The sequence below is a fragment of the Acinetobacter sp. YH12218 genome (genome assembly GCF_013417925.1).
GTDB lineage: Bacteria > Pseudomonadota > Gammaproteobacteria > Pseudomonadales > Moraxellaceae > Acinetobacter > Acinetobacter amyesii.
In genome coordinates, this window is sequence record NZ_VPDB01000003.1 from 29,923 (window position 1) to 49,516 (window position 19,594).

A 19,594-nucleotide genomic window follows, 5' to 3' on the forward strand; every position below is an offset into this window, starting at 1 on the left:
AGCCTAATCGGTTGGCATGAAAAAAGCCAATCCGAAGATTGGCTTTCAATGTTTAGAGAAGCTTGTCTAATGAATTAAAATTTCAATAACACAGCTGACAATACAAATACGACAACCAATGCACCAATAATTTTCCAAAAATATTCAGCGATATAACTAATACATAGCCCGACAAATAAAGCCGCAATGGTCAGCGCGCCAAACCAATAACTGATGTTGTTGCTCGGCGTGCCAAGTGAGAGGCAAATTATCAAGGCGATGATCAATAGCGCCCAGCCGACTAACGTGGCTAACCGTGTTTGGCCCACACTTAACTCTTTGCTGTAGAACTGCTTTTGATGTTTAGACATGCTGTATGCCAAGGCAAAAAAACCTAAGCTACTCAGTGCCCAAATCAGGAGAAAGAGCATCATGCTTCAACCTCCTTTGTGCCACGTGCTTTTTTAACAGGCAGCCCTTTATGCTTTTTCACTTTGTAAAATGAATAGGCAAACAAGATAGCCAAAAGCCACATTGCAAGATCAAAGGAGGCAATCATCCATTGGCCATTTGCCATGGTATTCCAAAGCGGTTGACCACCAGTCATGAAGTTTACAATCGGCAGTAAGGCAAAAATTGCTGTGGCAAAAGCTAAAAGTTCTAGCCACGCTTGACGATGCGTACGGAACATCGCATAAATAAGCGTTAGTAGCCAAACAATAAAGAAACTACGAATTTCTAATTCCGAACGGTTTTCAAGTTGTGCGGGAATAAAACGGTTGGCATAGAAAAATGCTGCGCAGGCAATCGGCAAACCAATAATCGCTGCAATATTGGTCACTTCAACCGTGCGGTAGCCAAATGATTTAAAGCCTTGTTTTTGCTGTTGCGGCGCACGTTTTACACACCACAGAATGAGACCTGTAGCGACCATCAGTGTGCCTACAATCCCTGAAATAAACAGCAGCCAACGTAGTGCTAAATCTACACCGCGTGCTTCATGCAGCGTAGTCATTACATTGTAAATACCCATCGGTACAGAAGGGTGCTTTAACTTGGCACTTTCATCAGTTAGGTCTTTGCCAGTTACGCCATCAAATTGTTTGCTTGCATAGACATTTCGATACGCGACACTTTCACCATGTAAGGCACGTAGCTCAATTTTAGCTTGGTCTGTATTTGGTGCAATGATGCTAACGGTACTAATCGGATTGGTTTTCCATTCAGTCTGAACCGCAGTCACGATTGGCGCTAAGTTGGTCAACGGCGCAGCAACGACAGGTTGCTCTTCACGTTTAGAGCGACGATCTCCTCGACCTTCACCACGGCCCTCAGCACGATTTTCGCCTTGGTTTTGCGCAGAATTGGCACGGGCTTGCTGTGGGCGTTCGCCACGTTCTTCGCGTCCTTGGGCAGATTCACGTCCTTCAGGTTTATTTTCTTGAACTAGGGCACGATTTTGTTCTTGTAAAAATTGTCCCCGGTTTTCATAAATACGCTCAATCCCCCAAGGCATGATTGTAAATAACAGCAGCAACAGGCCACTAAAGGTGATCATGATGTGGAAGGGAAGCGCAAATACTGCGGTTGCATTATGTGCATCGAGCCAAGAACGTTGTCCTTTACCTGAACGGAAGGTAAAGAAATCTTTAAAGATTTTTTTATGAGTAATCACACCACTAATGATGGCAACTAACATCAACAGTGTCGCTATCCCGACAAACCATCGCGTCCACATACGTGGCATACCATAAAGTTCGAAATGGAAACGATAGAGAAAATTACCACCACGCGTATCGCGCGGCTCAAGCACTTCACCTGTAGCACTATCAATGTAGATTTGTTTACCACCACGGCGTGCGCGAGGGTCTTCACCTTGTTCACGAACGGTAATTAATGTGGCATTTTGACGCGTATTCGGCAGTAAAATATTCCAAGCACCTGCATTTGGATGATTTTGCTGTAAATAATTCAGTGCGACTTGAGTTTGTTGGACTTGTGAACTGGCTGGAACGGATTGATGCAGCTCAGGTGTCATCCAAACATTGATTTCATTTTTAAAAAAGCTCAGGGTTCCGGTCAGGAAAATTGCATACAGCAACCAACCTAAGATGAGGCTAGCCCATGTATGCAGCCAAGACATGGACTGGCGTGGTCCCTCAACTTTTGCATCAACACGCATTTTAGCTTCCCATCATCATATAAACGGCATACAAACACACCGCAGGGATCACAATGCCTAAAGTTGCTTTGAGGGTTTTATTCACCATAAAGACCCAAATAAATGCACAGCTCCACAGGATAAATGCAATTAAAGTTGCACTCATGGCTGCACTTCCGCGGTCTTCGCTAAACACATCTGCGATTACGATGGCAGATAGCATCGCGACAACATATCCGCCCACTAAAGCGAGGGCAAAGCGATAGAAAATCATCAAGCGATAGGTCAATAGAGAAGGGGTGTCTTTACGCGTTTTAGGCAGCGCAGATGTGAGGGGGGTCACGAGTGCCTCAGGTGGTGAGCTATTCATAAAATACTTAAGCGCTTGGAAATTGTATTAAAGTTAATCTAAATGATAACAATTATTATTAATAATTAGAATAATGTATTCACAAAATTATTGATTTTTCAGCATGCTGAGTAGAAATGGATTTAAATGAGGAGAATTAAAGGCGAAAAAATAGCGACCGGAGTCGCTATTTTAGAATGCAAGAATACTTAATTCTCTACATTATTGCTCTTGTTGAATGCCTGCAACTAACCAGTCTTGATCAGAACCCACAGGTTTAACAAAATGCCATACTTCAGCAAATGGCTGTGGCAGGCTATTTAAGTCTTCACTTACCGTACCTGTAAAACGCACACTTACAACGTATTGACCATTTTCGTTAGCAGAATCGACCACCATAGCATTTAAGTTAGAAAACTCAGCAACGTCTTCATCTTTATTCGCCATAATGTCGTTATACATAGACTGGTAAAGGTCAGGCGTTAAGTAACGCTGAATTTCAGAAATGTTGCTTGCAGTATTCATCGATTGAATGTGGTTAAAACGCTGACGTGCAACACGTAAAAATGTTGCTGGTTCTGTACCATCAGGCAATTGATTGCCGCTGTTGGTATAGGCAGCACCAAAAGGCGCGTTCGTTGCAGCAGCTGCACCAAATGGAGCATTTGAAGCTGCTGAATTACCGCCTACAGAATTACCAAAAATATTCGTATTGTCATTGCCTGCACGAGGTGCAGCATTTTGTTGGCCAAACGGTGCATTGTTTGCACCGCTGTTTGGCGCATACGGATTGTTAGTGGCTAGTTTTTTTTTTGCGCCCATCTTACGGAAAATGAAGAAGGCAACAGCAGCGGCAAGTAAAATCCAGATCCAGCCTGGAATACCACCTTTCTCTTCCTGTTGTTGAGCTTGCGCTTCAGAAGCTGCTTGACCGTTATTGTCATCGGCCATCGCATTTGCAGCGACTGCACCAATTGCAGCACCAGCCACACCAGCTGCAACCATTCCGCCCACATTCGAGCCAGATTTAGCTGGAGCGCCAGCAGTTGCAGGCTGTTGAACAGGAGCAGATTGACGAGGTTGCTGATAAGACTGAGTTGGAGCAGCTTGACGGCTCATACCATGGCTTTTACCACCACCGGCACGTTTCGCTTCTGCAATCGGCGCTACCAAAAGGGCTGCTGTTAAAAGAGCAGTCATCAAACCACGCTGTCGAACTTCCATCAAATTTTCCTATATCTATATAAAGTTAAAATAGCCATCTAGTTATGCCGCCATTTGTACTGAATTTCAATAGAACATCGGTAAAAAATTGAAAATTCATTCAAAATAAACTATTCAACGTGACTAAGACTCATCGGTCAGCGTAATTGCCTGACTCAATGCCTCATGTAAACGTGCGACAGAAATAATCTCTACACCTGAAATTGGTTTTTGCGGTGCATTCCCACGCGGTAAAATAATGGTTTTGAAGCCATGCTTAATGGCTTCTTTGAGTCGTTCTTGTCCATTGGGTACAGGGCGGATTTCGCCTGAAAGTCCAACTTCGCCAAATACCGCCAAATGCTGTGGCAGGGCTTTAGCTCTTAAGCTAGAGGCGCAGGCTAAAAGTACCGCAAGGTCAGAACCTGTTTCTGTGATTTTTAAACCACCGACGACATTGACATAGACATCTTGTCCTGCAGTTTGTACGCCACCATGACGGTGCATAACCGCTAAAAGCATGTTTAAACGGTTTTGTTCTAAACCTAAGGCCACGCGCCGAGGTTGTCCGTGCGCATCATCTACCAAAGCTTGAACTTCAACCAAAAGTGGACGTGTACCTTCACGGCTAATCATGACAATGGAACCCGGAATGGCTTCATCATAACGACTCAGGAAAATAGCGGATGGGTTTGATACCTCGCGCAGTCCTTTATCAGTCATGCCAAATACACCAAGCTCGTTGACTGCACCAAAACGGTTTTTCACCGCCCGAATCATACGGAAGCGAGAGTCAGACTGACCTTCAAAATACAAAACACAATCGACCATGTGCTCAAGCACGCGAGGGCCGGCCAAAGAACCTTCTTTTGTTACGTGACCGACAATAAACAGTGCAGTGCCACTATTTTTGGCAAAGCGGGTCAGGAGTGCAGCCGATTCACGAATTTGGGAAACACCGCCCGGCGCAGACTGGAGTGTTTCGGTGTATAGGGTTTGGATCGAATCTAAAATGGCCACGGCAGGGCGTTCATGTGCCAATACTTCGCAAATACGCTCGACACAGGTTTCTGCCATGACTTTAAGTTGATCGGTCGGCAAATCTAGGCGCTGGGCACGTAGCGCCACCTGAGACAAAGATTCCTCACCTGTGACATATAAGGCAGAACTTTTACTCGCCGCCATATAGGTTGCGGTTTGTAGCAAAATAGTGGATTTACCAATGCCGGGGTCACCACCAATCAGCACAACTGAACCTGTGACCAGTCCACCACCGAGTACACGGTCAAATTCACCAATACCTGTTGCCATTCGGGTTTCATGCGAAACAGAAACTTGATTTAAGGTGGTCACAGCAGCGGCTTGACCTGCATAGCCACCGCCCATTTTAGGCTGTGCACGGTGTGTAACGGCGGGTGCAATATTGACTTCGACTAATGAATTCCATTCACCACATTCGGTACATTGACCGGCCCATTTGGGATGATCAGCACCACATTGTTCACATCGATAGACACTTTTTGCTTTCGCCATAATATTTACTGTGCACAAACTCAAATTGAGTCACAGCATAGCGGTGAATACATCGAAAAACCAAGTTTTTATCGCATGAAATGACTGTTGAAGGTCAATTGATGTCGTTTTATTTTCAATAGCTGCACTTTTATATAGTAAGCACTTTATAATAGCGCATTATATTTTTTGAAATGGGTCACCACATGACTGAACTATTACGACATATCGATGCCATTGCACGTGAAAAAAATCGTGATGTGTTATTTGTGCATTTTGAAGAATATGATCATCAACATCCTGAGAAAAATACGGTACGTAATGACGTTATGCACTGGTTTGACCTGCAAAATCTCGACTATTTCCCTTGTATGGGGCTAGAAGGTGAGTCTTTGATCGATAGCTATACAGGTGATTTATACCTTGACGTACCTTTTGATGAAAGCAGCCCTGCATATAAAACTCTCAGTGAATACCTTGAAGATGAACAAGGGAACATGAAAATTCAGGGGGTATTGTTCTTTTCTTTATCCTTGGAAATTGCCCTAGAAATCGAAGCTGATCTGATGGAAGCCAGTGCTGTAGATTCTGAATATGCTGAAAATGAGTTTGGTGACCAATTTGGTGAAGGCTTTATTGAAGATGCTGAATCAGATCCAAAAGATGAAGCGGCCAATGAAAGCAAGACGAAAAACGACAAATTTGATGATGGTCAAATTGGTACGATTCAATAAGTAAATATCGATTTTCAGTCCGAATAAAAAAGCCACGTGAATTCACGTGGCTTTTTGTTTAGCAGGGGATTAGTACAATTCACCTGATTTACGACGTTCAATAAAATCTTTCGATTCTTTTACAATGATGCCTGAGAGCAATAACAGTGCAATACAGTTTGGTGCAGCCATCAAACCGTTAAAGGTATCGGCAAATAACCAAACGAGATCGAGTGTTACGACACAGCCGACAAAGACTGATGCGATGTAAATTAAGCGATAAATCAGTACTGACTTTTCACCTAAGAGGTATGTACAGCATTTTTCACCATAATAGCTCCAACCCAGAATGGTTGAATAAGCGAAGAAAATAATACCGAAAGTTACGACCCAACCACCGAAGCCCGGAAGTAGTTTGTCAAAAACACTAATCGTCAATACAGCACCAGTTTGATCACCAAAGCTTTGTCCCGCCATGATGAAGCCCATCACAAGTACGATACCTGTAATTGAGCAAACAATGATGGTGTCTAAGAACGTACCTGTCATAGAGACAAGACCTTGACGTGCTGGATGGTCAGTTTTTGCGGCCGCAGCGGCAATAGGTGCAGAGCCCATGCCTGCTTCGTTAGAGAATACACCACGTGCTACACCATAACGAATCGCAGCACCAATCGCACCACCTGCAGCAGCTTCGCCCGTAAATGCATAGCTAAAGATCATTTTTAGTGCAGGCACAACTAATTCAAGGTTGTTGAAAATAATCATTAAGCCACCCAATACATAACCTACCGCCATAATTGGAACAATAAATGAAGAGGCTTTAGAAATGGATTTGATGCCGCCTAAAATAACGAGGGCAGAGAATATGGTGATGACAATAGCCGTGGTGAGTGTGCTGATCCCTAAGCTATTTTCCACAGCAAGCGCGACAGTATTGGACTGTACTGAACTACCAATACCAAAGGATGCCAAAGTACCAAATAGGGCAAATACCACTGCCAACCATTTCCACTTAGGCCCAAGTCCACGTTCGATGTAATACATCGGACCACCGTTCATTTCACCATTTTCATTTTTATGACGAAACTTTACAGCGAGTACACCTTCACCATATTTGGTTGCCATACCAAAGAGTGCGGTCATCCACATCCAAAACACTGCGCCTGGTCCACCGAGTACACAAGCGGTGGCTACACCAGCAATATTACCTGTACCAATGGTGGCAGAAAGTGCAGTCATGAGTGCGGCGAAATGAGAAATGTCCCCATCATGATGATCTACTTTAGGATGTTTGCCAAAGACTTGTTTGAATGCGAAAGGCAACATGCGAAATTGCCAGAAAAGTAATCGGAAGGTGAGGAATACACCTGTTCCGACAATGAGGACCAACATGTATGGGCCCCAGACCCATCCACTGAGTGTTTCCATGATATTTTGAATTTCTTGCATAGTATCTTCTTCTTATCGGCCCAGAGTGAGTGAATGCTACATTTTTGATATCTGTAGCAATTGATATGCCATTGTTAGAAACTTCCATGATTTTTGGCATAATTTTTTATCGTTGGTAAAATATTTTTTGCATAAAATTTAAGTTATTACAAGTAAATTGTTGTTTTATTGGTCGCTTTAAAATGTGAACTGGCGCTAAGATTTTTATATATAAGAAAAATAAATTAACTTTGTCACTTAATCCGAAAATATAGATGATGAAAAATAATTTTGTATTTTCTGAAATTTTTACGTTAATTTGTCGCAATTGGAACGCGAAGTTGAATTAAATAATGTCAAATGAAATTCATGGATCGCACGCTGATAGCGGCGATTTGAAACGAAGCTTGTCCAATCGACACCTGCAATTGATTGCGATTGGTGGTGCGATTGGTACAGGTTTATTTATGGGGTCAGGAAAGACCATCAGTTTAGCTGGTCCGTCCATCCTTATTATCTATATGATTATTGGTTTTATGGTTTTCCTCGTCATGCGTGCATTAGGCGAGTTATTACTATCAAATCTTGAATATAAATCTTTTATCGATTTTGCAACCGACTTAATCGGCCCGTGGGCAGGTTATTTTGTGGGTTGGACCTATTGGCTGTGCTGGATCACTATAGGGATTGCAGATTTATCGGCCATTATTTATTACCTGCAATTCTTTAATGGAGGTAACCCATTCTCGCCCGAAGAAGGGGTGATGATCAGTGTTGCCGCCATTGTCTTTATCATGGGTTTGAACCTTGTTACGGTTAAACTTTTTGGTGAATTAGAGTTTTGGTTTGCATTGATTAAGATTATTGCAATCGTGGTGCTCATTGGTGTCGGTCTTTGGATGATCTTTACCGGTTTTACCTCATCGACAGGTGAAATCGCATCATTCACACATTTATGGTCGCATGGTGGTCTATTCCCAACAGGTGTAACCGGCTTCTTGGCAGGTTTCCAGATCGCTATTTTTGCCTTTGTCGGCGTAGAACTCGTTGGTACTACGGCTGCAGAAACCAAAGATCCAGAGCACAACTTGCCTAAAGCTGTGAACTCGATTCCGATTCGTATCATTATTTTCTATGTGCTGGCACTTGTGATTGTAATGTCAGTAACACCTTGGAATACCATTGATCCGAGCATTTCACCATTCGTGAACTTGTTTAGCCAAGCCGGTATTGCTGCTGCTGCGATTATCATGAACTTGGTGGTGTTGTCATCGGTCATGTCATCTATGAATAGTGGTGTGTTCTCGACTTCACGTATGTTGTTTGGTTTATCTCGTGAAGAGCAAGGTCCAAAAGCGTTTGGTCGTCTAAACTCACGTGCAGTTCCTGCAAATGCACTGTATTTCTCTGCAGTATGTTTACTGTTGGGTGCGGCATTACAGTATTTCGTTCCGAACACGGTTGAAGCCTTCACTTTAGCAACCACACTTTCGACGATTTTATTTATCTGCGTATGGCTCATGATTATCTGGAGCTATATCGTTTACTATAAAACTCGTCCTGAGCTGCATGCGAAATCAACCTTTAAATTGCCGGGCGGCTTATATACTTGCTGGCTCGTGATTATCTTCTTCATCGGCATGATTTATGTTTTGTCATTAGAAGCAGATACCATGAAAGCGCTCATGGTGAGCCCGATTTGGTTCATCATATTGATTATTGGCTATTTCGGTTTTTATAAGAAAAAGCACCATTAATTTACATTTTTGATCTGATGTAAAAACATAAAAAGCTGCTCCTGAGGGGGCAGCTTTTTTATTTGGATATGGACTTATTTTAAGTTAAAACAGACTGTTTATTAGCGTTTCGATTTGTATTAAACAGCATTCAAATTGATAAGCTATTTCAGAGAAATCAATAGCCTGATCGAGCTAGAAATAAAGACAAATAAGGGTTGAAAACAGCACCATCAAATTTTGCTTAAATTTAGTGCAGAATGGCAAAAAGCTCACTTGGAATTACAGGGCTTTTCTTTTATCCGCGGGTTGATCACGTTATACTCGGAAAAATCTTTTCATTAGGTACGTTTATGTATCGTTTTATGAATTATAAAATTATTGTATTAGCAAGTGCTGTACTGTTGACAGCTTGTGGTCAGTCTGGTGCATTGCATTTACCTTCTGATGCAAATGCAGATAAACGCGCAAAATATCTGATTTATCCAGATACGCCTGCACAGCAAAAGCAGGAAAAACAAGCGGCTCCTGTTACAACTGAGTCGGAATCTTCAAATTCTAACCCTACACCTTAATGCTTTTATAGAAAGGATACTTTCATGAGTTTCACCCGTACGAATGGGGTATTGCATGCAGAGCAATGTTCTTTACAACAGCTTGCACAGCAATATGGCACACCGCTTTATGTTTATTCAAAAGCTATTTTTGAAAAGCATTATTCAGATATGGATCGTGCATTTAGCTTTATCGACCATCAAATTTGTTTTGCGGTAAAGTCAAACTCTAATCTTGCGGTGTTAAACGTACTTGCCAAGCAGGGTGCTGGTTTTGATATCGTGACGGGTGGTGAACTCGCACGTGTATTAAAAGCCGGTGGTGAAGCTTCTAAAATTGTATTCTCTGGTTTGGGTAAAACTGAAGCTGATATTCAAAAAGCGTTGGACGTGGGTATTGCATGTTTTAACGTTGAATCACATGCAGAGTTGGATCGAATCCAAAAAGTTGCTGCGGCAATGGGTAAGAAAGCACCGATTTCATTGCGTGTAAATCCAGATGTGGATGCTAAAACCCATCCTTATATCTCTACGGGTTTAAAAGAAAATAAATTCGGCATTCCTTCAGACAGTGTTTTTGACACCTATGCATATGCAGCGTCGTTGCCTAATCTTGAGATTATCGGGATTGATTGTCATATCGGCTCACAGTTGACTGAAACTCAGCCTTTTGTTGATGCACTTGATCGTGTCATTGTGATGATCAATCAACTGAAAGAGATGGGTATTCATCTAAAACACATCGATATTGGTGGTGGTTTAGGCGTAACGTACAAAGACGAAGTTCCGCCAACCGTTGAAGAATATGCTCAGGCAATGCGTCCGGCATTAGAAAAATTAGGGCTTAAGGTGTATATGGAACCGGGGCGTAGTATTTCTGCAAATGCAGGTGTGTTGTTAACTAAAGTTGATTTACTCAAACCGACCAATCATCGTAATTTTGCCATTATTGATGCTGCTATGAACGACTTAATCCGACCTGCTTTATATGAAGCATGGATGGATATTCAGGAAGTAACGCCTCGTACTGATACAGAAAAGAAAGACTGGGATGTTGTTGGCGCGATTTGCGAAACTGGCGATTTCCTAGGAAAGCAACGTCAGTTGGCGATTCAAGAAAATGACGTGCTTGCAGTATTGGGTGCAGGTGCTTATGGTTTTGTCATGAGTTCAAACTACAACAGCCGCGGACGTGCTGCTGAAGTAATGGTTGACGGTGATCAGTCTCATTTGATTCGTGAGCGTGAAACCATCGAATCATTATGGGAACGTGAACGTTTATTGCCTTAAGGAGAAATTCGAGATGTTATTAGAATTTACCAAAATGCATGGCCTTGGCAATGACTTTATGGTGGTCGATCTGATTAGCCAACGGGCTTATTTAGATACAGTGACGATTCAGCGTTTGGCCGACCGTCATTTTGGTATTGGTTTTGATCAGCTTTTGATTGTAGAACCACCTGATTTACCCAATGTCGATTTTAAATATCGTATTTTTAATGCAGATGGTTCGGAAGTTGAACAATGCGGAAATGGCGTACGTTGTTTTGCGCGCTTTGTGCATGAACGTAAGTTGACCAGCAAAACCAAAATCAAAGTACAAACCAAGTCAGGTATCGTAGAGCCTGAATTAGGTGTAAATGGTTGGGTGCGCGTCAATATGGGTTATCCACGCTTTTTGCCGCATGAAATTCCATTTATTGCGGAAGAGCCTGAAAACTTATACGACATTACATTGGCGAATAATGAACAGCTCACCATTGATGTAGTGAGTATGGGTAATCCGCATGCAGTGACGATCGTTCCTGATGTCATTACTGCAGACGTCGCTAAAATTGGTCCACAAGTCGAATCGCATGAGCGTTTTCCACAGCGTGTAAATGCTGGTTTTATGCAAATTGTGGATGAGAAACATGCACGCTTACGTGTATTTGAACGTGGTGTCGGTGAAACGATGGCCTGTGGTACAGGTGCTTGTGCAGCGGCAGTATCAGGTATGCGTCGTGGTTTATTAGCCAATTCGGTCGAAATAGAGTTGGCAGGTGGTAAGCTGCAAATTGAGTGGCAAGAAGGTGGTGTGGTCTGGATGACCGGACCAACCGCAACAGTTTACGAAGGACGCTTAGACTTAAGTTACTTCCAAGGTTAAACTCCAAGCCCTGATTCATTCAGGGCTTTTTTCACAAAATAAAAAGTGAATAAAAATTTATAATTCAATGGGATTGGAGTCAACATGGAACAAATAAACGAAGAAATAAAAGAAGAAATCTTAGAGCAACTTTTTCATAAAGCCTTACATGAACCCGCGTATCGCCCAGAATTTTTAGCTCAGTTATTGGCAGCCAAAGTGTATTGTGTGGGAACAACAGGGGGACGTGATTCACGTATTGCCGAAGATTTGATCTTGGATGAAGGCGACCGTATTCAATTGAAATCATGGGAAGATGAAACATATGATTGCGTCATTCCATTTTTTACGTCCTTGGAAAAAATGCGTTTAGCAATATCTGAAGAGGAGTCGTATATCCGGCTACCAACCAAGGCATTATTTGAAATGACTTTAGGAGCAAGGCTTGTATTGAATCCACAATCACCTGATGCGACGAAGGACTTTGTACCAGAAGAAATTCAACATTTGCTGAACGGGCAGTATATTCAGCCCTCAGAAAACTATGAAGTTACGGAAGATACGGAAGTTTTAATTGGTCAGCCGGCGGAATATCCGCAGTTTATGATTGATCAATTAAGCATTTTTTTCGGCACAGAGCGTGTGGTAAAAGCTGCTTATTTAGCGCAAATGCTGAATCAAGCTCGAGATGATTCACCGACTTTGTTGATCGGATTAGATTTAGAAGCAGGATTATCTGAACAACAAATTCAAGAATTGCACAGTAAAATTGGTCGTATCACACAGGATAGTTTAAAAGAGCAATGCCCAGTGGATTTAATCCATGTCAATACGCACAGTGTGGATGGTGTAGAAGGGTATTTGCTTAATGAAACGCAAGCTTTTTACCAACGTGTTGATGGTAAGCCTAAGGGGTTCTTTGCTAGACTCTTTTCATAAAATAGATATGTAAAATCGCTTTAGTGAACGTACTGCAACGCTAAAGCACATGTTGAAATGGGAGAAGACAGATGACGATGGATCAGAGTCAACTACTGACTATGTGGTTGAAGGAACGTGAAATTCAAAATCAGTCTAAACATACATTGCAAGCGTATGAGCGTGATGTCAGTGATTTTCTCCAATTTTGTACAATACGCAACTTGCCACTGCATGATGTTGAAAAGTCAGATCTGCGTGAATTTGTTGCTCATAAAGTGGAACAGTTTCAGCTCAGTCCAAGTAGTTTGCAGCGCATGTTATCTTCGATTCGCCAATTTATGAAATGGGCAGAACAAGGGGATTATCTTAGTTTCAACCCCGCAGATGATTTTCAGCTCAAACGCCAATCACGTCCTTTACCAGGATTGGTCGATATTGAAACCATTAAACAAATCATGGAACAGCCTGAGCCAGAAAGTGAAACTCAACGGCAGCTTTGGATACGTGATAAAGCGATTTTGGAGCTGCTATATTCAAGTGGTTTACGTTTGGCAGAAGTGCAGGGCTTAACCATTCGAGATATTGATTTTAATCGCCAACTGTTACGTATTACGGGTAAAGGCAATAAAACACGCATTGTACCTTTTGGTTCTAAAGCAAAAGAGGCTGTGATGCATTGGTTGCAATTATATCCTGCATGGCATGGTGATTTTGTCCCAGAAGCCCAAGTTTTTATCACTCAAAAAGGTAATCCACTCGGGGTAAGACAAATAGAAAATCGAGTTAAATTTCAAGCTCAACGTGCAGGTGTAAATGTCGATTTACATCCACACTTATTGCGTCATTGCTTCGCTAGCCATATGTTGTCCAATAGTGGTGACTTGCGTGCTGTACAAGAAATGTTGGGGCATAGTAATTTAACCACTACACAAATTTATACCCATGTGGATTTTGATCGATTGGCACAAGTTTATGATCAGGCCCATCCAAGGGCACAGCATAAAGATTCGTAACAATTGCAAAAACGACTTTGGTACTCAGTGGTCTAAATTTTGCTTAAATTCACAGGCTAGATTTCACATTTTGCATCCTAAAGTGGTCTACTTCATGAAAATTAAATAAGGATGTGAAAAAATATTGGTAAAATTGACCGACATTTTGAACTATTGTCGCATTATAAAAATTCAAATTATCGGGTATAAAAATTGTCCATTATTGAATTGACGTAAGTGCCGAAGTGAAATTCGCTATTTACTAAATTGCTGTACCGTTAAAAAAATATATAGGCCATACCATGATTTCAGATATTCAAGAAAAATATGACCAGTTAAATGGTCAGCAAAAAGAAATTTTTGCAGGATACGGCTTACGCCAAATCAAGCACTTCGTTGAAATTGGTTTGCCTGAAATAGAAGCTGTATTACCTGAAGGTGCGCAGCTACAAGGGATTAATGCCGATGGAAAAGTTCAGGCGTTTAATGCGGCGACGGGCCAATACTTTATTTGGATTTCGGATAAACAATGGCAGCTTACCAATAAAGCAACTGCTAAATTTGACAGTAAAGAAGATGCCCTCACCATTTGGCGTATTTTTGATTTGGCAAAGTATGAACTTATTGACCTAAGCCACATCCATCGTGACTTTTTGGAAAATCAGCCAGCCTAAACCATTGGTCAAATAAACAACTCATGGGCTATCTTCATTGGTTTTGGATGTTTAGCCCTTATATTACTTACAGCATGACATCTTGATTTGCTTTTGTGCAGCGCGTTAGAGTATTGATCTTCTTTGCATAGCTTAGTTGCCTAAACAAAAATTTCTAAATGCCAATCCGTTTCGCTGCTTAGTAATCAATTCGCTCAGTTTTGATAGCGAGAGCCTGTAAATCCAATCAGTCGTATTCTTGTTTAAGAAATTAAGCTCAAAGGCTCCTTAGATTGTGTTCGTTCATTTGCCGCAAATCATTATTTTTCTTTGCTTAAAATATAATGAAATACCGCATAGCTAGGTTTTTGCATTCGAGGCTGTGAATAACTGCGTTACTACGTGGTCATTCTTGTAGTATCAGCCTCGTCGTTTCTAATGCTTGAGTTGCTCGTTGGCAGATCAATTGTTTGGTTACAAATCTTCTAACGGTAACTGGAAGCTTTGTTTGATGATTTGGCTAGGTAAATCAGTCTTTACACTAGTGATGCCATTTTTCTTGGTTAAGTGCGTAGACTGAAATTTACGGTAACTTTCTAGGTCAGGAACTACAACTTTGAGCATTGCATCGCACTCACCCAAAATAATGTAGCACTCCATGACTTGAGGAAGTTCTTTCATCGCTTCGATAAAAGTATCGATGGTTTCAGCATCTTGCCCAGTCAACCAAATACGAGAGAATAAAATCAATTGAAAGCCAATCTTTTGTGGATCGACCACGGTGGTGTAATTCTGAATCACACCTGCTTCTTCGAGTAATTTGACCCGACGTAAACAAGAAGAAGGCGAGAGTCCAATTTCCTTGGCTAAGTCATTATTTTGCATGCGGCCATTATTTTGAAGTGAGCGAATGATATTTTTATCAATACGATCTAGTTTAACTAGAATTGACTTAGAAGATGTCTTCATAAAATAGAATATAATTCTAAAAATAATATCTATTATAGAATATTTGATATCCTATTTTAAAGCGATTCAAACATACTAATTTCACTTTCAGGACATAGAAAGGGAAAATTGAAATGTCTGTATTTGCTTTGTTTGCCTTAACGGTAATTCCCCTTATTTTCACACCAGGACCCGATATGCTTTTTATCCTGTCACAAGTGATGGGTAAGGATGCAAAAGCAGGCATGATGGCAACAGTGGGGGTGTGCTCAGGTTATTTGGTTCACTCGATTTTAGTGGCATTGGGTATTGCTGCGATTATCGTGTCATTTCCACTACTGTTTGAAACAATCCGCTGGTTGGGGATTGCTTATCTTTTATATTTGGCGACGCATTTGCTGCGTTCAGTATTTAGCAGTAAAAAATTAAGTATTGAGAAAAAGTCAGCGTCCAACCCGATTAAAAAAGGCTTTTTTACGGCTTTACTGAACCCGAAAGGAATGTTGATATATTTTGCAATTTTGCCGCAATTTATCGATAAATCAGCGAATACCGTGAGTCAAGGTTTGATTTTGTCCTTCATTTTTATTGGGCTGATTTTTGTGGTGTATTGTAGTTTAAGTGTGGTCTTTGCACGTATTACACAAAAAACTGAAATTGATGAACGCAAACAACAGTGTGTTGATGGTACATCAGGTGGTTTGTTGGCTCTTGCTGCGACATGGTTAATTGCCAATTAAAAACAGCAAATGTAAATAGAAATAAATGCCTTAACTAAAACCTTCGTGAAAGCGGAGGTTTTTTTATATGTGCTGAATATCGACACATATTAAGAACAAGAAAGAGAGAAAAACCCACCAATTAGCTTCGGAAAAGTGAAATTAGCGCTAAATTCATTATGCTTCTATCTTAAATGACAAGTTTAGATATGTTGCCGAATGTGTAGAGGGAAAGCTCTATTTCAGAAAGATTGATCGAAAATTGATATTAAATCAGATCTTTTGATGAGCTAAATCAAGTAAAAAAATAATAAAAATCAATGCTTAAAAAATAACTGAATAATGCGTTTTTTTGGATAACTGAACCATTCTTTAAAAAATGTGAACGATAAGTTCAAGGAAATTACGCTTTTTTACAGGTCTTTCGATAATTGTGACTTGACCGAAATGCCGTACACATTGCAAGATAGGGCACCTAAAAAATTTAAAGTGAAGAGTTAATATAACTTTTCTCAACATTTACATTTGCTAAAACAGCCGAGGATTACATGAAGGCTCTTGTTGCTGTAAAACGTGTGGTTGATGCCAACGTTAAAGTTCGCGTTAAGCCGGACAACAGTGGTGTTGACTTAACGAACGTTAAAATGTCAATTAACCCGTTCTGTGAAATCGCAGTGGAAGAAGCGGTTCGTTTAAAAGAAAAAGGAACTGTTTCAGAAATCGTTGTTGTTTCTATTGGTCCTAAAGAAGCTCAAGAACAAATCCGTTCTTCTATGGCGCTTGGTGCAGACCGCGGTATCCTTGTTGAAGCTGACGACAGCCAGTTAGGTGCACTTGAAGTTGCAAAAATCCTAAAAGGTGTTGTAGACGCTGAACAACCTCAATTGATCCTTCTTGGTAAACAAGCAATTGATGATGACTCTAACCAAGTTGGTCAGATGCTTGGCGCGCTTTTAGGTGCTGGCCAAGGTACTTTCGCTTCTGAAGTGAAAGTTGAAGGCGATAAAGTACAAGTGACTCGTGAAATCGATGGTGGTTTACAAACTGTTGAACTTGCACTTCCAGCAATTATTACAACTGACTTACGTTTGAATGAGCCACGTTATGCTGCTCTTCCAAACATTATGAAAGCGCGTAAAAAGCCGCTTGATACTAAGTCACCTGCTGATTATGGCGTTTCACCTGCAACTAAGCTTAAAACTGTTAAAGTTGAAGCTCCTGCAGAACGTAAAGCGGGCGTACAAGTGAAGTCTGTAGACGAGCTTGTAGATAAATTGAAAAACGAAGCGAAAGTGATCTAATACAGAAGGATAAAAATCATGAGTATTTTAGTTATCGCTGAGCACGACAACAAAGCACTAAATGGTGCAACTCTTAACGTTGTTGCTGCAGCGCAAAAAATCGGTGGTGATATCACTGTATTAGTAGCTGGTTCAGGCGCTCAAGCAGTTGCTGACCAAGCGGCTAAAGTAGCTGGTGTAAGCAAAGTATTGCTTGCTGACGACGCTGCTTATGCAAACCAATTGGCTGAAAACGTTGCTAAATTAGTTGCTTCTATCGGTGCGGGTTACACTCACATCCTTGCTGCTTCAACAACAACAGGTAAAAACGTACTTCCACGTGCTGCTGCGCTACTTGACGTAAGCATGATCACTGACATCATTGCTGTTGAAGGTCCTAAAACTTTCAAACGTCCAATCTATGCAGGCAACGCGATTGCAACTGTAGAGTCTGGCGAGTCTGTTGTAGTTGCGACTGTTCGTGGTACTGCATTTGATGCTGTTGCAAGCGAAGGCGGCTCTGCTGCAGTTGAAGCTGTTGCATCTACTGGTGATGCTGGTATTTCTAAGTTCGTTTCTGAAGAAATCGTGAAATCTGAACGTCCAGAATTAACTGCTGCGCGTATAGTTGTTTCAGGCGGTCGTGGTGTTGGTTCAGGTGAAAACTATCACACTGTACTTGATCCATTAGCGGACAAGCTTGGTGCTGCGCAAGGCGCATCTCGTGCAGCAGTTGATGCTGGTTTCGTACCAAACGATATGCAAGTGGGTCAAACAGGTAAAATCGTTGCTCCTGACTTGTACATCGCTGTAGGTATCTCTGGTGCGATTCAGCACTTGGCAGGTATGAAAGAATCTAAAGTGATCGTTGCGATCAACAAAGACGAAGAAGCGCCAATTAACTCAGTAGCTGATTACTGGTTAGTAGGTGACTTGAACACTGTAGTTCCAGAATTAGTATCTAAAATCTAATTTCTGAACACAGTTCAAGGCGCTCCTAAGCTTATGGCTTAGGAGCGTTTTTTTATGCGGAATGAATAGTCTGGTAGATCTTCTTGATCATGCTTAATCGATTAATTATACGTAAATGTACATATATAAATTGCAGTTAGATGTTTCATGCTTATGAGGGTAGGGATTCTTAGTTTAGTAGTTTAACATTCATGTGATGTTTCTTATTATTGGTATTAGACACTACTGTAGTGTAAGCTATTTGTATGTTAAAACTTAAATGGTAAGTAAGCAGGCGCAATCGCTTGGTAATGGGATGGAAATTAATAAATTATAAAAAATACAAAGATTTAAAATAAAATAATAAAAATTTATCTTTCAAGTTTGAATCTTAAACTTAAAGCAAGCTTAAAGGATTGTATATTTTGTGTTCACATTGCTTTTTTATTGAACTTGCCCTTTAGGCGGAGTCTCCCTTTGAAATTTGATTTTCAGTTACCAATCAGTGTATTGGTGCTGATGATCTGCTGTTTACTTTTTCCTGTTTTACAAAGTATCTCTTTTCCTTTATTTGATGGAATGACTGTTACAGCAGTTGAATCGGTCCAAGCATTGTTATTGCTGTTTTTTGCGATTTATACTTTTTTCTATATTCGACCACTTGAAATGCAAGATGGAAAGAAACAATTTTGGTTGTGGGCTGTCGCATGGTGGTTGTTGCTATTTGGTCGCAGTATTAGTTGGGGGCGTGACTATTTTCCTGATGTGCCTAAACCGTATTTTCGTTTAATTTCGGTATTCATGATTGCACCAGTCGTCTTTATGCTGTTTTCGCCTTATTTGCGTCAAGAAATTGTACATAAACTAAAAACCTTGGCTTTGCCAATTTGGCCATTCGGCTTGGTGATATTGGGCTTATTTATTTCTGATGCAGTTGAGCATAGTCGAAGTCTTAGTTTTTTATTTTTGTACGATTTGGCTTATAAAGATTTCATCGAAGAAGTTTATGAATTTCCGCTTATTTTTGGTTTGTTTCTAACAGCATACCCATGGTTGCAGCAGGATCATGTGCCTCAAGAATTAGAGGTCATGCAATATCATAAAGAGTGATTTTTATCACATTTATGGGTCTAAATTTGAAGCTTCGAGAAGAAATATTTTGAACATTAAATAACCTCTATTCGTAGAGGTTTTTTTCACAGCAAATAAAATCAAAATGCTTAAAATAAATACAAAAAATCATGGTTCTAGTGCAAGATGATTGGCACAAAAATCAGGGTTTTTATGCTATACTGTCCGACTTGATTTTTGATATTGGTTCAGTATTTTTTGAACTAATTTTTACAGATTTACGATATATAAAT

The 19,594-nt window shown here is 40.8% G+C and carries 18 protein-coding genes and 1 pseudogene; 12 read left to right on the top strand and 7 right to left on the bottom strand.

What is annotated here, in order from left to right:
- Positions 1-74 precede the first annotated feature (74 nt).
- The 5 genes from FTV03_RS01510 to radA form a co-directional block, all read right to left on the bottom strand.
- Complete coding sequence (locus FTV03_RS01510; RefSeq protein ID WP_180039614.1) at positions 75-413, bottom strand: DUF3325 domain-containing protein; 339 nt, start codon at positions 411-413, stop codon at positions 75-77.
- Positions 410-2,161: a PepSY domain-containing protein gene (locus tag FTV03_RS01515; protein WP_180039616.1), complete on the bottom strand. Its 1,752-nt coding sequence runs from the start codon at positions 2,159-2,161 to the stop codon at positions 410-412. The genes FTV03_RS01510 and FTV03_RS01515 overlap by 4 nt, the downstream gene beginning before the upstream one ends.
- Position 2,162: 1 nt before the next feature.
- Entirely contained in the window at positions 2,163-2,510 is a 348-nt protein-coding gene (locus tag FTV03_RS01520) for a hypothetical protein (RefSeq protein ID WP_168378275.1), read from the bottom strand.
- A gap of 201 nt (positions 2,511-2,711) precedes the next feature.
- Positions 2,712-3,713: a Tim44 domain-containing protein gene (locus FTV03_RS01525; protein ID WP_168378274.1), complete on the bottom strand. Its 1,002-nt coding sequence runs from the start codon at positions 3,711-3,713 to the stop codon at positions 2,712-2,714.
- Positions 3,714-3,836: 123 nt separating this feature from the next.
- Positions 3,837-5,225: a DNA repair protein RadA gene (gene radA, locus FTV03_RS01530; protein WP_180003350.1), complete on the bottom strand. Its 1,389-nt coding sequence runs from the start codon at positions 5,223-5,225 to the stop codon at positions 3,837-3,839.
- Positions 5,226-5,410: 185 nt separating this feature from the next.
- Here radA and FTV03_RS01535 point away from each other — a divergent pair.
- Positions 5,411-5,767: pseudogene (locus FTV03_RS01535) on the top strand (hypothetical protein); the annotation flags it as partial.
- A gap of 240 nt (positions 5,768-6,007) precedes the next feature.
- Here the strand turns inward: FTV03_RS01535 and FTV03_RS01540 are convergent.
- Positions 6,008-7,369 (bottom strand): sodium:alanine symporter family protein, encoded by a 1,362-nt coding sequence (locus FTV03_RS01540; RefSeq protein WP_180039618.1) that lies wholly within the window; start codon positions 7,367-7,369, stop codon positions 6,008-6,010.
- A 332-nt stretch (positions 7,370-7,701) separates the two neighbouring features.
- On the opposite strand from FTV03_RS01540, the gene FTV03_RS01545 reads away from it, so the two are divergent.
- The 7 genes from FTV03_RS01545 to FTV03_RS01575 all read left to right on the top strand — a co-directional run bounded on the left by FTV03_RS01545 (position 7,702) and on the right by FTV03_RS01575 (position 14,353).
- Positions 7,702-9,105, top strand: coding sequence for an amino acid permease (locus tag FTV03_RS01545; RefSeq protein WP_180039619.1), 1,404 nt, complete (start codon positions 7,702-7,704; stop codon positions 9,103-9,105).
- Between the two features lie 344 nt (positions 9,106-9,449).
- Complete coding sequence (locus FTV03_RS01550; RefSeq protein ID WP_373685129.1) at positions 9,450-9,659, top strand: lipoprotein; 210 nt, start codon at positions 9,450-9,452, stop codon at positions 9,657-9,659.
- Between the two features lie 24 nt (positions 9,660-9,683).
- Positions 9,684-10,928 carry a diaminopimelate decarboxylase gene (gene lysA / locus FTV03_RS01555; RefSeq protein ID WP_180039623.1) on the top strand — a complete coding sequence of 415 codons (1,245 nt, stop codon included), beginning with the start codon at positions 9,684-9,686 and terminating at the stop codon, positions 10,926-10,928.
- A 13-nt stretch (positions 10,929-10,941) separates the two neighbouring features.
- Positions 10,942-11,787 (top strand): diaminopimelate epimerase, encoded by an 846-nt coding sequence (gene dapF / locus FTV03_RS01560; protein WP_180039625.1) that lies wholly within the window; start codon positions 10,942-10,944, stop codon positions 11,785-11,787.
- Positions 11,788-11,871: 84 nt separating this feature from the next.
- A complete protein-coding gene (locus FTV03_RS01565; protein WP_180039627.1) occupies positions 11,872-12,705 on the top strand; it encodes an enhanced serine sensitivity protein SseB C-terminal domain-containing protein in 834 nt (277 codons plus the stop codon).
- Positions 12,706-12,776: 71 nt separating this feature from the next.
- Positions 12,777-13,700, top strand: a complete 924-nt coding sequence (locus FTV03_RS01570) for a tyrosine recombinase XerC (RefSeq protein ID WP_180008330.1) — start codon at positions 12,777-12,779, stop codon at positions 13,698-13,700.
- 281 nt (positions 13,701-13,981) lie between these two features.
- Positions 13,982-14,353, top strand: a complete 372-nt coding sequence (locus FTV03_RS01575; protein ID WP_168378267.1) for a hypothetical protein — start codon at positions 13,982-13,984, stop codon at positions 14,351-14,353.
- Positions 14,354-14,806: 453 nt separating this feature from the next.
- Here the strand turns inward: FTV03_RS01575 and FTV03_RS01580 are convergent, their stop codons facing one another.
- On the bottom strand, positions 14,807-15,301 hold the full coding sequence (locus tag FTV03_RS01580) for an Lrp/AsnC family transcriptional regulator (protein WP_180039629.1): 495 nt from the start codon (positions 15,299-15,301) through the stop codon (positions 14,807-14,809).
- Positions 15,302-15,414: 113 nt separating this feature from the next.
- On the opposite strand from FTV03_RS01580, the gene FTV03_RS01585 reads away from it, so the two are divergent.
- The 4 genes from FTV03_RS01585 to FTV03_RS01600 all read left to right on the top strand — a co-directional run bounded on the left by FTV03_RS01585 (position 15,415) and on the right by FTV03_RS01600 (position 19,340).
- Positions 15,415-16,020 carry a LysE family translocator gene (locus FTV03_RS01585; protein WP_180039631.1) on the top strand — a complete coding sequence of 202 codons (606 nt, stop codon included), beginning with the start codon at positions 15,415-15,417 and terminating at the stop codon, positions 16,018-16,020.
- Positions 16,021-16,547: 527 nt separating this feature from the next.
- Positions 16,548-17,300 carry an electron transfer flavoprotein subunit beta/FixA family protein gene (locus FTV03_RS01590; protein WP_078192067.1) on the top strand — a complete coding sequence of 251 codons (753 nt, stop codon included), beginning with the start codon at positions 16,548-16,550 and terminating at the stop codon, positions 17,298-17,300.
- Between the two features lie 18 nt (positions 17,301-17,318).
- Positions 17,319-18,251 carry an FAD-binding protein gene (locus FTV03_RS01595; RefSeq protein WP_111883923.1) on the top strand — a complete coding sequence of 311 codons (933 nt, stop codon included), beginning with the start codon at positions 17,319-17,321 and terminating at the stop codon, positions 18,249-18,251.
- Between the two features lie 456 nt (positions 18,252-18,707).
- The gene (locus tag FTV03_RS01600) at positions 18,708-19,340 is read left to right on the top strand and encodes a hypothetical protein (RefSeq protein WP_180039633.1); all 633 of its coding nucleotides are present in this window, start codon (positions 18,708-18,710) and stop codon (positions 19,338-19,340) included.
- Positions 19,341-19,594 lie beyond the last annotated feature (254 nt).

Bases quoted from the DNA above. Each gene is read 5' to 3' on its own strand.
- FTV03_RS01510 (WP_180039614.1), bottom strand. From the start codon at position 413: ATGATGCTCTTTCTCCTGATTTGGGCACTGAGTAGCTTAGGTTTTTTT.
- FTV03_RS01515 (WP_180039616.1), bottom strand. From the start codon at position 2,161: ATGCGTGTTGATGCAAAAGTTGAGGGACCACGCCAGTCCATGTCTTGG.
- FTV03_RS01520 (WP_168378275.1), bottom strand. From the start codon at position 2,510: ATGAATAGCTCACCACCTGAGGCACTCGTGACCCCCCTCACATCTGCG.
- FTV03_RS01525 (WP_168378274.1), bottom strand. From the start codon at position 3,713: ATGGAAGTTCGACAGCGTGGTTTGATGACTGCTCTTTTAACAGCAGCC.
- radA (WP_180003350.1), bottom strand. From the start codon at position 5,225: ATGGCGAAAGCAAAAAGTGTCTATCGATGTGAACAATGTGGTGCTGAT.
- FTV03_RS01540 (WP_180039618.1), bottom strand. From the start codon at position 7,369: ATGCAAGAAATTCAAAATATCATGGAAACACTCAGTGGATGGGTCTGG.
- FTV03_RS01545 (WP_180039619.1), top strand. From the start codon at position 7,702: ATGTCAAATGAAATTCATGGATCGCACGCTGATAGCGGCGATTTGAAA.
- FTV03_RS01550 (WP_373685129.1), top strand. From the start codon at position 9,450: ATGAATTATAAAATTATTGTATTAGCAAGTGCTGTACTGTTGACAGCT.
- lysA (WP_180039623.1), top strand. From the start codon at position 9,684: ATGAGTTTCACCCGTACGAATGGGGTATTGCATGCAGAGCAATGTTCT.
- dapF (WP_180039625.1), top strand. From the start codon at position 10,942: ATGTTATTAGAATTTACCAAAATGCATGGCCTTGGCAATGACTTTATG.
- FTV03_RS01565 (WP_180039627.1), top strand. From the start codon at position 11,872: ATGGAACAAATAAACGAAGAAATAAAAGAAGAAATCTTAGAGCAACTT.
- FTV03_RS01570 (WP_180008330.1), top strand. From the start codon at position 12,777: ATGACGATGGATCAGAGTCAACTACTGACTATGTGGTTGAAGGAACGT.
- FTV03_RS01575 (WP_168378267.1), top strand. From the start codon at position 13,982: ATGATTTCAGATATTCAAGAAAAATATGACCAGTTAAATGGTCAGCAA.
- FTV03_RS01580 (WP_180039629.1), bottom strand. From the start codon at position 15,301: ATGAAGACATCTTCTAAGTCAATTCTAGTTAAACTAGATCGTATTGAT.
- FTV03_RS01585 (WP_180039631.1), top strand. From the start codon at position 15,415: ATGTCTGTATTTGCTTTGTTTGCCTTAACGGTAATTCCCCTTATTTTC.
- FTV03_RS01590 (WP_078192067.1), top strand. From the start codon at position 16,548: ATGAAGGCTCTTGTTGCTGTAAAACGTGTGGTTGATGCCAACGTTAAA.
- FTV03_RS01595 (WP_111883923.1), top strand. From the start codon at position 17,319: ATGAGTATTTTAGTTATCGCTGAGCACGACAACAAAGCACTAAATGGT.